The sequence below is a fragment of the Trichocoleus sp. DQ-U1 genome (assembly GCF_039961925.1).
In the GTDB taxonomy this organism is placed as follows: Bacteria; Cyanobacteriota; Cyanobacteriia; order Cyanobacteriales; family FACHB-T130; genus FACHB-T130.
This window is the reverse complement of record NZ_JAMPKB010000063.1, coordinates 20,733-33,672: the sequence shown is the minus strand read 5'-3', so window position 1 is coordinate 33,672 and position 12,940 is coordinate 20,733. Positions and strand designations below refer to the sequence as shown.

Below are 12,940 nucleotides of genomic sequence, written 5' to 3'. Positions count from 1 at the left end.
ACGGATGCTCAATCTAACCAGTTGAATCGCTCAATCCAGGCAAAGGCATTTACGACTGGGCAAGATATTTTCTTCCGGGAGGGAGCGTATGAACCGGGAAGCCGGGGTGGGCAAGAGTTGATTGCCCACGAGTTGACGCACGTTGTTCAGCAGAATGGTAGTGCAGTACAGCGATCGCTGCAACCCATTACTCCCACAGTTACTCAAACGACGCTTCAGCCACAGCTAATTCAAAGGAATGAAGATCATGCCAAAAAAATCGTCCCTCTCTACGATCTAGATCGAACCTACGATTCTTGGAATTCCATCCTGGCAGCAAAGGACAAGTTCCTACCGGAGCAATGGGAGAGAATTGAAGCAGCCTATCATCTGGGCGATGATGGAATGCCGATAATTCGCGATCGCTCCGGCAAGCAAATCTCCAACCAACTCCTGAATCCAGAGGAACAAGGGAAGCTAGACACTAAGAAGCAAGGACTAGACCTCGATGGTGCCCACATGGAAATTTTGACTTACCTTGAAGAAAAAGTGACTGAAAAACTTGGCGCTGCTGGATTGGCTCAGTTTTATCGGGGGGCGCATATTGTCTTTCAGGACAAGGGGGCAGTTTACAATGGCGTGAAACAACTGGGGATGCCCATTGCTGCTAAAAATGAAGACAATAGCATCAAGTCAAAAACTGAATTTGTAGGTAAGACAGGAACAAATCTCGGCGGATATTGGGGCGATGTTGAAGCTCAGAGAGCCGGAAAAATGTTTACCCGTCGTCCCGAAAATAGCGAGACATCCCACTATCAACCGAATGTAGTAGACGATAAAACTAAGCCACTGCCATACGAACAACAACCCTGGTTAGGAAAAACAAAATTTGAGAAAAAAAATGAGGGCTACGATTCTGTCAATGCCGAACCCCAATTGGGGATCGATCTGCCAGAATCTGTTAAAGGTCATATTCTAGTAGGCATTGTGCCAACTAACATGAAAGATCCCAATGATGATTCCGCAGGTCATACTTTTATTCAAACTGAGGGAGCTGGGTTCCAAAACTTCAATGAGGCAAGCTTAGCTCACGGGCAAGGATATCTGGCTAATTCAGGGTATGGAGGTAATCAAGTAGGTACGCAGACTGGCTTAGTGGGTAAAACCCTGCACAGCGAGAAAACAAAGACAGAGATTCGAGAGCATGAAAATGCCAATTGGGATAAATTATATCAAGATGCACAAGAGTTCTATAAACAAGACAGGTTGTCATACTACAAAGCTTCACCAAAAGACTCTGGCGTTCCCAAACCTTTAGATACATCTGGGACAGATGATGTGAATTTTACAGAGCAAGATTGGGCGTGATTGCCACTGCAATTCATCGTCGATTTTGAAGTCTGATTATTCATCTCATATGGGCTATGGGCGCAAGATGCGGCTGGACAGAGGGATAAGAAAAATTAGGAATGGAGAAATATCACAATTATTGAGCGATCGCACAGCTAAAACCTTCGCTTGGGATACCTGCACTTTTCTGCATCTCCAGCCCCTACCGCAGCGTTCTTCATAGCAGTAATGCCAGAACCAATGACGTGGGTTCGCAGCGTCGCGTGACCCGGCAACTTTGGGGTAAGTGGCAGATGCCCCACACTTAAGCCTCTTGGTTTTGGTGTATGGTAAATCGTCCCGCTTGCTTGTTTCCGCTTTGGTTCTAGGGGATGAGACCAGGCGCAGACTCCGCACCCGTCTTTAGCGCTTAGTAGCGGTTGCGAACAGCTCGGACAGGTAAAGGACTCGCTTGAGGGCGACTCTTGGATCAAGGGCATTGCCCAAAGCTACTCGCCTTCTGCGAGTAGCTCTGTCGCCGTTCTTGACTCCAGCGGGGATGTCCATCCCACTGGCAAACGGTAATGCTTCTCTAACCAGTCCGGGTTTAGACACTCGCCCTTCTGGAGAAGTTCTAAACTCTTCAACTGCGTTTCGAGCTTGGTCGAGCCAGGGGGTCGCCCTTTCCCACTTTGGCTTAAGGCGCTGGGAGACTCCAACCAGAAGTAGCCGCTCTCTAAGAAAGGACGCTCCAAAGTGTCCTGACCCGATAACAATCTACTCCGTATTGTACCCGCACGAGTCGAGGCATGATAAAAAGTGTCGGAAATAAGTCCGTCCGCTTCTTGGTCTGTAGGGGCAGGTGAGGATTCCGGGCACGTTCTCGATGGCGATGAAGTTCGGCTGTATCTCCCTGATGGCTTCGACGATTGCCGGGAAACAGTTCCGCTCGTCGTCCGCGCCGAGCCTTTTACCCTGGATTGAGAAGGGTTGGCACGGTGGGCTGACCGTAATGGCGTTTGTGTAGCAACTGACCCAAAAACAACGCTAAGGGCAATACTTCTGCATTTTTGTCTATTTATGGGTAAGTTTAAAAGACTTAAGAGGGTAGAGAGCTGATAAAACTGTACCCAACTTAAAATACCCATTAATTATTTATGGGCAAGTTAGCCTTTGCAGGGTAAGAGTTTCAAGCTTAACGTTGTTTTTTGGACGCTTGCTACACAAACGCCGAGTCCTGCTCGATCAACCCAGATCGGTCGATTTGAGCTGAGAGAGAGCTTTCCTCCAAGTCGGAATAGATGACTTTCCCGACTGGTGATCGCATTCAGGGCAGCGGTTCAGGAGTCCTGGTCGATCAAACCAGAACCTTCGCTTGGAGTTTAGGGAGAATTTTTTCCAAGTCGTCATACATACATTTCTCAACTGGCGATCGCACTGGTGTCCGCTCCGGCTCTACATCGTCCTATATAAAAATACGATGTATCAAGCAAGAGGCACCATCTAGATAGACTTCCTTAGCCTCGAAATCTAGTGCCATACTTCTTGCTTTAGCGCATCCATACCCGAAGGGCTATACACACCCGATAATTTTGCTTTTTGAGAAGGGTGCGAGATGGGAGTAGAAACGGGTTGCAGTACCCACCCTACGTTTAATTATGTTGACCTACTTAGCTTTTTCTTCACTAAGAAGCCTAAACCTAGAACACTCAGCCCCAAGGTTGTACTTCCCTCCGGAACAGACTTAGGAGGTTGTGCCCCGTCAAGTAATGTATACCTTACCTTTCCTTGGGGTGTTGGACCCTGACCGGGGTAACTAAAATCTATAGTCTTCCCTAAGATAGAAAAAGTTCGATAACGACTGTACGTCAATCCTAAGATTTCCCCTTCCAAAAAAGACACGGTTTCTACCCTATCTTGCCCATTGCAACAATCAGGCCCCGTCAGCTGAGGCATCCCATTTAATATAAAAGAAAGGTCACTAACTGGAACTGTTTCAAGTTCTATTCCGCTGATGGATGAATTTTCGTAGTTAAAGAAACCGAAACCGCTCTCGAAAAACTCATTGTTAGGGCCTTCAACGTCATACACATCAAAACGATATCTGATTGTAGCTGCTTGGCTTGGTTTAGTTGAAATTGTAGCCAAGCTCAGGACTACACCAGCAGTTGCAATCGCTAATTTGCTCAGGATTATGTTTGACATTCTTGTTCCTTTTAAAACTTTCTAAGCCTGGATTAGGCTTTTTACTCTCTGTGGCTTGTGTTACTCGACATTGTAATCCCCTAAGACAAGAACATTTTGTACTTGTCCTGAACCTTCATCATAAAAACATAAAAGCCAACAAGTAAATTCACAGAAATACCAGGGGAAATACATAAATTTAAATCTGTTGAGTGCAAAACTATACTGAGGTTAGTTAAGGGATTAATTATTAAAATAACTAGGAAATGGGTAAGAGAAAGAATAGGGAGGCAAGCTTAGAATAGGTAGTTTAAGAACTCAATCTTACTTAATAGACGTAATATGAAATTTTAGTAAACTCATATCTCGCACTAATAAATCTTGATATTAATTTCCGGCTCTTGGAGCAGGGGTTGCATCGGAGGATGTTAGTCAACAACACGCATACAACCAACTGAGGGAGGAGAGTATGGAAAGCTTGCTTGAGCTACTTGCTCCCAAACGGGCATATAGTGGGCTGGGTAGAGAGATAAGTGAGCGTGCGCCAACAGATAAGCAATTAACGATCAAATTAGCCAGCCATACATCCCTAGTTTGGCTGGTTAAGCTTTCACGGTGTAGCCCAAAGCAATGCTTAAAAGTCTTAAACCAGTCTTTACGAGATGCTAGCGAATCTACATAAATCTCGCAGTAAAGAGATTGAGGTAAAACCGAAAGGGACAAATAAATCCGTCAATTTGTCTAAACCTTGTGTTTGAATTAATGCCTGAAAAAAGATGCAGTATTTGTTTTCAGAGTTTAGAGCTAGTGAGTTTAATGCATTGTACCAAGAGATATCTCAAGTTTTTAAGATATCAAAAGATCAATTAAACGCTTTATACCTAATAATGCGTGAAGAGTTAGAGAGAGAAGGGTATCCAGAACACACACTCAGCCGGAATATTTTTCTTCCTAGCGATGAGAGTTTCCAAAAACGTTATGATGATGCTTTAGTCATCGGAGTTGGCATCCCTAGTATTCTTGACCTTGACAGTGATGTAAAAGGTAAAAAAACGGTAGTGATTCTTGGACAAGACCCATTGAGGAGAAGTGAGGCAAGAGTAGAAGAGATTAGTATAGGTACACCCTACGCTCTCCATTTAAAAAACTGCCGTGAAAAACTACGAAACACCCGACTATACTTTGACTTAATCAAGGTGCTACTAGAGTCGGGATATCGGGTTTACTTGACAGACGTATTCAAAGTTTGGGTCAGCTCTTTAAACGGTCAATCGGGTATCCCCTTGAGCTAAAAAGACTGCAATCGCTTCATTAATCTAATAAAAGACGAACTAGAAATATTTGAACCCCTTGCTGTCATTAGCTGGGGACGAATTGCTAGTAAGACTGTTAGTGGGATAGATTTAAAGATTAAACATTTAGAATTTCCTCATCCAAGTGGTGCCGCAAATGGAACGTGGAGGAAAACTATGGGCAAACCACCTACACGAGAAAATCGAATTAACTATTGGAAGCAAACAGTGTTTAATTACTTAGGTTCGCCGACATCTAAGGAAGGGTGAGGTTCGGGGGTGAGGTCGGAATAAAGTCCTTTGTCAGAATAACGATTCAGTGGTGTGACTGCCGCTATTTACCCATATAAGGCTCTCCTGATAGCGCTATTGCTAAAAACATGCTCATCCAAAGGGCGAGAAGACAATAGATTAGCAAAGCCAAAAAATTTAGCAATAAGTTGGCTAGACTTCGGCGTTGAGAATGTTTGTGTCTAAATGCTTGGATAACTTCAACCACTCCTGTGAGCGTAAGTGGCAGAGTCGCGCTGGCCGCTAAAAGCCAGCCACAGAAAAAAGTGATGATTGACGATACATTAAATACTACATACGTCAGCATCACCAAAAAAGCCACAACGAGCAAGCTGGCACAAATGAGTTTTACAATCAGGCTCCCCTTACCGAATTGTGCTTGTCTGTAAGATTTAAAAGCACTTTTGGCAGTTAGTACCCCATGCATTCCCGTCAGTCCAGCGACTATTAACTCTAAAGACATCGACGTTTAACTCCGGCGTAAGCCTGTAATAGCGATGGATATATCTAAGGCAGCGGTTCACGAATCCTTATCAATAAAACCAGAACGTTCGATTGGAGTTGAGAGAGGATTTTCTTCCAATCCGGAATAGGCACATTTCTCGCAGTGTGATCGCACTGGTGGTAGATCCGTTTCTACATCGTCATAATTCCTTTTCCCGGCGTAGGAGAGCATTGATAAGGCTGATACGGCTCCTCTGACTTGTTCTGGGCGCACTTCCAAGTATTTTTGCAATTCTTCTAAGTTGCGGTGCCCGGACACTTCTTGAATGACTCGCAACGGGATGCCCGCATCGCTCATCTGGGTCAAGGCTGTGCGGCGGAAGCTGTGAGTGCTGACTCCCTCGATTCCCAGGTGCAGGCAAGCGTCTCTCAAAATTCTAGCGGCGGAGTCGGGGTTGAGGTGTCCTTGACCGTGGCGACCGGGGAATAAGAACCAAGTTCGGGGTGTGGGGTAGTAGTCAACTAACAATGACCGCAATTCTTCGATGACTGGGAGGCAGCGAGTTGCTAGCTTGCCTTTGGTGTTTCCTTTGCGAATAATTAGATCGGGTCGCACGATTCCTTTACGATCGTAGACATCAGCTGTCTTTAGGGTACAGGCTTCTCGGATGCGACAGCCGGTATAGAGGCAGATGCCGAATAAGGCGCGATCTCTTTCGGTTTGCAGACCCGAATTGAACAGCAACTGAATTTCTGCTACAGATAAAATCTTGGCTTGACCGTGTCGGTCTATTTTCATGGACATTCCCCGGTAATGCCCATGATGTAGCGCATTTGAGTAGATTCTGTCTAGCGAAAATCTACAAATTGATACGAAAACCTGAAAACAAATTTTCAGGTATTTGGGTGCTGGCTTCTGTTTGTCAGAAAGCTGGCGAGTGGCAGCTTCCTGCTTTCCCTACTTCCTGCTTTCCCTAACTGATAAAAAACACAATGAATTAAAAAGCCCACTGAATGAAACTCAGTGAAAATACCATGTGCGATACAGCATTTCATCGCTTAGGCTCGATTGAGAAAGCTTGGGAGACATTCTTGTCATGCCCGTCTCCACTCCGCTAGAAATCGCTGCATTGGTACGCGAAACTAGATATCGTTTGGGGCTGACTCAATTGCAGTTTGCACAAAAGCTGGGGGTGTGGTTTCAATCGGTGAACCGTTGGGAAAATGGGCGCACTCAGCCTCTGCCAATCGTGCTGAAGCAGATTGAGGCGCAACTCCGGAGATGGGCGAGCGCGGTATTGATTTGTTGGGTCAGTATTTCCCAAAGTAACTGCCTTTTGAGCAAGGAATTGAGGTGAATCACCAATGGATGAAGTCGTCAAAAAAGTAGCAGCTTTAGGATTACCGGGAGTCATCCTAGTAATGACGATGGCAGCTACAGGTTTAACAGGTGCCGCTGCCATTACAGCTGCTTTAGCTTTCTTGGGTGGTCCGGCAGGGATGTTGGGCGGCATTGCAGTCTTAGGACTCACCGGATTGATTACCGATGCCTTAGCAAAGGTAGGACTTGAGGATTTTTTAACAGCGGTTTATTGCGCTAGGCGACTTCAGGAGCCACATGGAAAGCTTCTGGAAGAGATTAATTCTTTATCGCTATTTGACGGTGACATCAAGGATAGACTCAAAAGCACTGTAACAGATGGGTGCGGCTGTGCAACCGTAGCAGATGCTTACATTACAGAGATTACTAAACAAGCGATCGCTATCTTACAAAGCGTCCCTGGAATGACGATGGCACACCACAGGGATTTCAAAAGCGCTAATCCAATTATGCGGCTGAGGGACGGGACAGCGGTGAGAACGTGGAAGAATTTAGCAGGAGTTGACCACGTTTTCTTAGCCGATGCCAATGACCGAATGATTTACGGCGGTTATGTAGGTTGGATTCATAGTGAAGGATTAAATACTGCGATTGCCAGAATTAGAAGAGACTTCACTTGAGATAAAACACGCGATCGCTATTGTGATGCCTTCCTCTGGGCATTGGGGTATCCCTACTGAGGCAAGTTCTCTCTGTGGAAACCACGTTCATCGGGTGCGCCTATCTTACTGGCTTCCAGGGTGCTAACTGGATAACGGGTTTCCACCGGAGCTGTCATGGAGATATTGTTAGAGCTGATGTGGCGATAGAGAGGGTCAAAAGCTCTATTGGCTGCCATTGACAGTTCTCCTGAATAGCGAACTGTGGCAGAACGGTATGCTGGATATTGTTTGACCTCAATTTGCCCTTCTGGTGTTGGAGGTGGAAATCCTTCTGGCAAGGGAGCGGCGATCGCGCAGAACGTCTCATCAGTGTTATCCGAGATTTACTAGATAATATTCGCTACAGACTAGCATTAGAAAACGACGAATACGCTTATAGTGCTACCGAAATTTTAGATATTTGTCGCGCCGCCGCAGTACCAATAGTATTCGACGCGCACCATCATGTTATTCACGAAAAACTAGATAGTTACGAACATCCTAGCGTTGGCGAAATATTAGCACAAGCACGTACAACTTGGCCTGTTCCAGAATGGCAACTCGTCCATATTTCCAATGGACGCGAATCTTTTAACGACCCGCACCACAGCGATTTGATTACCGTGATGCCAAGCGCTTATCGCAACGCACCGTGGATCGAAGTTGAGGCGAAACTCAAAGAGGAAGCGATTGAAAAGTTGCGTGTAGAATGGATTAGTAGGGCTTGCTGAAAAAGTCTTTATCGCATAAGTCAGAAATCGCAAACCCTGGACTACAAAACCTTACCAACAAAAGTTAGTAAGCAAATCATCCGCTGATTAGATTCAGCATAAAGCCCGCCAATAATTAAACTTAACAGTGGAGTGGCTGATGATAGCTGTAAAAAATATGCCATCCTTTCAGGGTTTGACGATTCTAGCCGATTTATCACCAAGCCCAGGTTATACGCGCGGTTTTAGTTACTGTGTGAAAATTACTAACCAAGAAAAGTATCCAGACTATTGGCTATTCTTACAAATTAGTTCGGCAAATCCTAATCTACCCCCCAGCCCTTATATATTGATTCAACCAGGAGAATGCGTCCCAGTCAGTGGGTATAGACCCATTGCAACAATCTTAGCAATTGCTAAAAATAAAGTCCAGCCTAAAGACTTAGAAAATAGTAGCGCTGAATTGGAAGTTTGGCCACTATTTTCTAAGTCAACGATACTTCAAAACATTAACCTCCAAAATGCGCTGATTAAAGGTACTCCAACTATTAAGCCACCAAGCGAGGTACCCGTGATATACAGTAAGGTAGAAGATAATTTTCAAGTCAAGTCGCTAAATTTGGACAGTTTACAGCTATCTCTAGTTAAGCAAGACAGGCAACTAGCCCTCAACTGGCTTGTTTTTCTGGTAATCGGAATAGCAATACTAGGATGGATAATTATTTCCAGAAGAAGAAAAAAGTAAATGGTAAGCCGCAAATGACTAAAATTATGGGGAGCGGGCTAATTATTTTAGTTAGTGCATTGAGTGCAATTGCTTTTCCCTTTACTACTTATGCCACCACACTATTCACGTTCGGCATTGCTCACATTGCTATTGAATTACGCTATATCGATAGCCGTTTTCATCAGAATTTAAATAAAACACTTGAGTGGCGTTTGCTGCAATTAGTACTATTAATTGCTTTAGTACGCTGTTGCGCTATCTTTGGGCTAATTAGCATTCAGTTAGCTCCTTTGTTGGAACTATTCGGCGGATTAGGATTAGTTTTAGTCGCTACTCACCACGTTTACCGACAGAATTGGCAATTGGGGATACTTGGTTTAGCTGTTAGCTGTTTAGGCGGTATTGGGATTATCAAAGACCCGATTTTTACCTTAGTTATACTGGCGCTTGTTCACAATTTAACACCAGTAGCATTTATTTTAGAACGACAACGTACTAAAAGATTTCGCACGTTATTAATCTGCGGACTTGTGTTTGGAGCAATACCAATAGGAATTATTAGTTTAAAACTTTTAGGGATAATAAATTTTTCCCTTGAAACAAACACCCATTATTTAAATGCTTTTGTTGCACCATTATGGCAACATTTATCAATTGCTTATCCATTGTTTTCGGCTGCTACTTTTCTCCAATGTATGCACTATGCAGCGGTCATCGGCTTATTTTCGCGGTGGACGAAAGAGGACGCAGAAACATTCTTATCCTGGCTTCCATCTAAAAAATTTTACTGGTTGGTGGCTGGGATATCGGTTTATTTTTTAGTAGCTTTTCAGCATTCGTTTGCACTTACTCGCGCTTTCTATGGCATTGCAGCAGCTATTCATGCTTGGTTAGAAATTCCATTATTATTGCTATTACCCCTGCCAATAATAAAACAGAAGTCCGCAGCTATAGGAAGCGAGATTAGCACCGAAAGATAAGCCAATGTTCCATCGCCATGAATAACCAATTGCCCATCGGTACATCAAACCTTCAACAAGCGCGACACCAGTTTCGATCAACAGGGAACGCATCGGGAAACTTAAATACGGTGATAGTTCGATAAACAGCTTCCATGCTATAGGATGAGTGATTGATGTGGCAGCACCAGCAATTATTGCTAGCTTTCGCCAGTCTTTTTTTCTAACTTGAGCGCAGATGGCGACAAATAAGCTCTCGATCGCAATCGAAACAATCAATGCAATTAGTTCCTCTGAAGCGAAAAACATAGCGAAATAACTGAATTAGTTCTGGAAAGGATAGCACAAGCTGCGAAGCGCTCGTTTTTGCGAGAGTTATATCAGAAGGGAAAAGCACAAAAACAAGGGTTTGAGCAATTTAGGAGAAGTAAAACTGGCGTCTTTTCAATTTAGGAAAAAAGAAAAATTTCTTAACCCGCTAATTGAAATTTGTTAGCTGTGATAAATGAGTTTTAATGTTTATCGCAACTGCTATTAGAAATGCTCGTAAAAGGCATCAATGTGCTGTCTTTGAGTCTCTATATTAGGAAGGATGTTACTTCAGGAGCCACATCTTTAAAGTAAAAAAAGTAACGCTCTTTCACACTCATGCCAGAAGGACCAGAAGTCAGACGGTTTGCCGATGCCTTAGATCGGGCACTTGGGGGCAAACCCATCGTGTCATTCAAAGCACGGACAAAGACAGCTTTATTTTGGGAAAAAGAGCATCCCGGTGTTTTACTCAACAAGCGTATCGAACGAGTCCTCTCGCACGGCAAGCACCTAGTTGGCTTAATTGAAGATGGTTACTACTTCCATTCCCACCTGATGATGTGGGGAAGCTGGGCAATTTTAGATCATCCACCCCAAGAAATAGATCGCCGCGAACGATTGCGTATTGTCGTACCCGATGCCTGTGCCATTCTCTACTCCGCCCCAATTTTCGATTTAGGCGCGGGCAATCCCTTTGAAATCATCGAAAACTTACGCACTCTCGGTACAGATATCCTACCCTATCCAGACGAAAAGCCCTTCAATGCGCCTGTGTTCCTACAAAAGCTGCTGACACCCGAAAATAGTGATTGCACCATTGGTGCAGCCTTACTCGACCAACAAATTGTTGCTGGAATTGGAAACTACCTGAGAGCCGAAATACTATTTGATTGTCGCCTCGATCCGTGGCGAAAAATTGCCAATTTGACAGCCGATGAACTAGAACGCCTAATTCATTCAATTCCCTTAATGGCTCAACGCGCTTACATTACAGGTGGCTTCACCGTATCAGATGAAGCGCGTACACGTCTGCAAAATAACCCCTTCCTCGTCTACACACCTGGAAGCGAGTACGGCACAAGGCACTACGTTTTTCGCCGCACCAACCTGCCTTGTTTAGAATGTGGCAACGCAATCCGCCAACTTCGTCAAGTTACCCAATCGGATGAAGAAGGAGACAAAACCCGAATAATTTACTTTTGCCCTACCTGCCAGAGGACAAACGTGGAGCTGAAAAAAACAAAAAGCAAGCGAAAAGTGGTTGCCACAGGGGAGAAAATTATCGAGGTTCAGGCATGACTAAAAACCCCAATTTAACACCCCCCAACGTCGAAAATGAAATTAACTTTAATCAAAATCCAGAGTTAAATTTTGAAGCCTTAATAGATTTTGCTGACGTAGCTGAAAAAGTTGGAGCAACAACAAAACGTTTGACAAAAGCCTCCTTGTTGGGAAGCTATTTTACCTCACTGTCCGATAACGATTTAGTACTGGCGGCACGGTACTTTTCCGGTTATATATTTCCCTTACGAGACCAGCGTACTATTAATATAGGTGGAGCGGCTTTGCTAACAGGGATCGCCGCCGTAAGTGAGCAAGAAAAATCAGTCCTTCAAGAACGATTAGTCAAACTTGGCGACCCCGGTGACGTAATGGAGGAAGCATTTACCAATAATCCCCAACGTTCACAGCAGCAACCAATTCTCACCCTTGATTCCTTATCCAACCAACTCGAACAATTAGCAGCGACAACAGGAACCAAACGCAAAACCGAACTGGTTATAGAGTTGTTGAAAATGGCAACACCTCTAGAAGCAAAGTATATCGTCAAGCTGTTAGCAGGCGATTTGCGTATTGGACTGAAAGAAGGTGCCGTTGAAGATGCAATCGCTCGTCTTTTTCAAATTGAGGTTTCCAAGGTACAGTGGGTCAATATGCTCATCGGAGATATTGGCGAAACTGCCTTGCTAGCAAGGCTAGGAAAACTTGACGAAGCCCAAATGCGGCTATTCCACCCGATTAAATTTATGTTGGCATCTCCCGCCGACGATTTAACGGAAGTTGCCAAACAAATGCCTGATGGATTTGCGGTTGAAGACAAATATGATGGCATTCGCGCCCAAGTTCACATTGCCCCTCACCTAGACGAAGACAACTCAATTTTCCACGGCACGGTTCGCAATGGTAAGCGTGTTGCTATTTTCTCCCGGACACTCGATGAAATTACCGCCAGTTTTCCTGATTTAATCGAACCGCTTGCCACTATCAAATTAGACTCAAAAGATAGCGATGAATCAGCCGATTTAATTTTAGATGGGGAAATTGTCCCCATCCAAGGAGAACGCATCCTCCCCTTTCAGGAACTACAAAAACGCTTGGGACGCAAGAAAGTTTCGGACGAATTACTTGCCGCTGTTCCTGTTGCCTTCATCGCTTACGATGTCTTGTATGCTTGCGGGCGCGTCCTGATTAACGAACCCTTTGTAAAAAGGCGAAGTCTTCTTGAATCACTTCACCTCGATACTCAAAGAGTACGCTGCGGACTTTCCTAACAAGTCAGCGATATTTCTGGCTTAGATGCAGAATTCACGGCAGCGAGGGCAAGAGGCAATGAAGGCTTGATGGTAAAAGATTTGAATTCAACCTATAAACCCGGTAGAAGGGGACGCGATTGGTTGAAAATCAAACGCG

The 12,940-nt window shown here is 44.5% G+C and carries 13 protein-coding genes and 3 pseudogenes; 10 read left to right on the top strand and 6 right to left on the bottom strand.

Annotation, left to right across the window (positions count from 1 at the left end):
* Window positions 1-1,347, top strand: a 1,347-nt coding sequence (locus NDI34_RS21475) for a DUF4157 domain-containing protein (RefSeq protein WP_348233776.1), incomplete at its 5' end; no start/stop codon positions are given.
* A gap of 137 nt (window positions 1,348-1,484) precedes the next feature.
* Here NDI34_RS21475 and NDI34_RS21470 read toward each other — a convergent pair.
* Together NDI34_RS21470 and NDI34_RS21465 are read right to left on the bottom strand one after the other, a co-directional pair.
* Window positions 1,485-1,808, bottom strand: a complete 324-nt coding sequence (locus NDI34_RS21470; RefSeq protein WP_190666432.1) for a hypothetical protein — start codon at window positions 1,806-1,808, stop codon at window positions 1,485-1,487.
* A gap of 9 nt (window positions 1,809-1,817) precedes the next feature.
* Entirely contained in the window at window positions 1,818-2,084 is a 267-nt protein-coding gene (locus NDI34_RS21465; RefSeq protein ID WP_348233775.1) for a hypothetical protein, read from the bottom strand.
* Window positions 2,085-2,127: 43 nt separating this feature from the next.
* On the opposite strand from NDI34_RS21465, the gene NDI34_RS21460 reads away from it, so the two are divergent.
* Window positions 2,128-2,292 carry a hypothetical protein gene (locus NDI34_RS21460; RefSeq protein WP_242030316.1) on the top strand — a complete coding sequence of 55 codons (165 nt, stop codon included), beginning with the start codon at window positions 2,128-2,130 and terminating at the stop codon, window positions 2,290-2,292.
* 672 nt (window positions 2,293-2,964) lie between these two features.
* Here the strand turns inward: NDI34_RS21460 and NDI34_RS21455 are convergent.
* The gene (locus tag NDI34_RS21455) at window positions 2,965-3,513 is read right to left on the bottom strand and encodes a PEP-CTERM sorting domain-containing protein (protein ID WP_348233774.1); all 549 of its coding nucleotides are present in this window, start codon (window positions 3,511-3,513) and stop codon (window positions 2,965-2,967) included.
* A 755-nt stretch (window positions 3,514-4,268) separates the two neighbouring features.
* On the opposite strand from NDI34_RS21455, the gene NDI34_RS21450 reads away from it, so the two are divergent.
* Complete coding sequence (locus tag NDI34_RS21450; RefSeq protein ID WP_348233773.1) at window positions 4,269-4,784, top strand: hypothetical protein; 516 nt, start codon at window positions 4,269-4,271, stop codon at window positions 4,782-4,784.
* Window positions 4,785-5,118: 334 nt separating this feature from the next.
* On the opposite strand, the gene NDI34_RS21445 is transcribed toward NDI34_RS21450, so the two are convergent.
* Window positions 5,119-5,538 carry a hypothetical protein gene (locus tag NDI34_RS21445; protein WP_348233772.1) on the bottom strand — a complete coding sequence of 140 codons (420 nt, stop codon included), beginning with the start codon at window positions 5,536-5,538 and terminating at the stop codon, window positions 5,119-5,121.
* Window positions 5,539-5,595: 57 nt separating this feature from the next.
* Window positions 5,596-6,318 (bottom strand): site-specific integrase, encoded by a 723-nt coding sequence (locus NDI34_RS21440; protein ID WP_348233771.1) that lies wholly within the window; start codon window positions 6,316-6,318, stop codon window positions 5,596-5,598.
* A gap of 298 nt (window positions 6,319-6,616) precedes the next feature.
* Between NDI34_RS21440 and NDI34_RS21435 the strand changes: the two genes are divergently transcribed.
* Both NDI34_RS21435 and NDI34_RS21430 read left to right on the top strand, forming a co-directional pair.
* On the top strand, window positions 6,617-6,877 hold the full coding sequence (locus NDI34_RS21435; protein ID WP_348233770.1) for a helix-turn-helix transcriptional regulator: 261 nt from the start codon (window positions 6,617-6,619) through the stop codon (window positions 6,875-6,877).
* Between the two features lie 7 nt (window positions 6,878-6,884).
* Entirely contained in the window at window positions 6,885-7,520 is a 636-nt protein-coding gene (locus tag NDI34_RS21430) for a hypothetical protein (RefSeq protein WP_348233769.1), read from the top strand.
* Window positions 7,521-7,627: 107 nt separating this feature from the next.
* Here NDI34_RS21430 and NDI34_RS21425 read toward each other — a convergent pair.
* Window positions 7,628-7,885 (bottom strand): annotated as a pseudogene (locus NDI34_RS21425) (ABC transporter substrate-binding protein); the annotation flags it as partial.
* Between NDI34_RS21425 and NDI34_RS21420 the strand changes: the two are divergent.
* The 5 genes and pseudogenes from NDI34_RS21420 to NDI34_RS21400 form a co-directional block, all read left to right on the top strand.
* Window positions 7,841-8,272 (top strand): annotated as a pseudogene (locus tag NDI34_RS21420) (UV damage endonuclease UvsE); the annotation flags it as partial. The pseudogenes NDI34_RS21425 and NDI34_RS21420 overlap by 45 nt on opposite strands.
* 139 nt (window positions 8,273-8,411) lie before the next feature.
* Complete coding sequence (locus tag NDI34_RS21415; protein ID WP_348233768.1) at window positions 8,412-8,996, top strand: hypothetical protein; 585 nt, start codon at window positions 8,412-8,414, stop codon at window positions 8,994-8,996.
* Complete coding sequence (locus NDI34_RS21410) at window positions 8,963-9,958, top strand: hypothetical protein (protein ID WP_348233767.1); 996 nt, start codon at window positions 8,963-8,965, stop codon at window positions 9,956-9,958. Before NDI34_RS21415 ends, NDI34_RS21410 begins: the two co-directional genes overlap by 34 nt.
* Before the next feature lie 627 nt (window positions 9,959-10,585).
* Complete coding sequence (locus tag NDI34_RS21405; RefSeq protein WP_348233766.1) at window positions 10,586-11,548, top strand: DNA-formamidopyrimidine glycosylase family protein; 963 nt, start codon at window positions 10,586-10,588, stop codon at window positions 11,546-11,548.
* Window positions 11,545-12,924, top strand: a pseudogene (locus tag NDI34_RS21400) (hypothetical protein); the annotation flags it as partial. The gene NDI34_RS21405 and the pseudogene NDI34_RS21400, both read left to right, overlap by 4 nt.
* Window positions 12,925-12,940: the final 16 nt, after the last annotated feature.

What these genes read in the sequence shown, in the direction of transcription:
- NDI34_RS21470 (WP_190666432.1), bottom strand. Translation starts at nt 1,808, where the DNA reads ATGCCCTTGATCCAAGAGTCGCCCTCAAGCGAGTCCTTTACCTGTCCG.
- NDI34_RS21405 (WP_348233766.1), top strand. Translation starts at nt 10,586, where the DNA reads ATGCCAGAAGGACCAGAAGTCAGACGGTTTGCCGATGCCTTAGATCGG.
- NDI34_RS21445 (WP_348233772.1), bottom strand. Translation starts at nt 5,538, where the DNA reads ATGTCTTTAGAGTTAATAGTCGCTGGACTGACGGGAATGCATGGGGTA.
- NDI34_RS21440 (WP_348233771.1), bottom strand. Translation starts at nt 6,318, where the DNA reads ATGAAAATAGACCGACACGGTCAAGCCAAGATTTTATCTGTAGCAGAA.
- NDI34_RS21450 (WP_348233773.1), top strand. Translation starts at nt 4,269, where the DNA reads ATGCAGTATTTGTTTTCAGAGTTTAGAGCTAGTGAGTTTAATGCATTG.
- NDI34_RS21435 (WP_348233770.1), top strand. Translation starts at nt 6,617, where the DNA reads ATGCCCGTCTCCACTCCGCTAGAAATCGCTGCATTGGTACGCGAAACT.
- NDI34_RS21415 (WP_348233768.1), top strand. Translation starts at nt 8,412, where the DNA reads ATGATAGCTGTAAAAAATATGCCATCCTTTCAGGGTTTGACGATTCTA.
- NDI34_RS21410 (WP_348233767.1), top strand. Translation starts at nt 8,963, where the DNA reads ATGGATAATTATTTCCAGAAGAAGAAAAAAGTAAATGGTAAGCCGCAA.
- NDI34_RS21455 (WP_348233774.1), bottom strand. Translation starts at nt 3,513, where the DNA reads ATGTCAAACATAATCCTGAGCAAATTAGCGATTGCAACTGCTGGTGTA.
- NDI34_RS21430 (WP_348233769.1), top strand. Translation starts at nt 6,885, where the DNA reads ATGGATGAAGTCGTCAAAAAAGTAGCAGCTTTAGGATTACCGGGAGTC.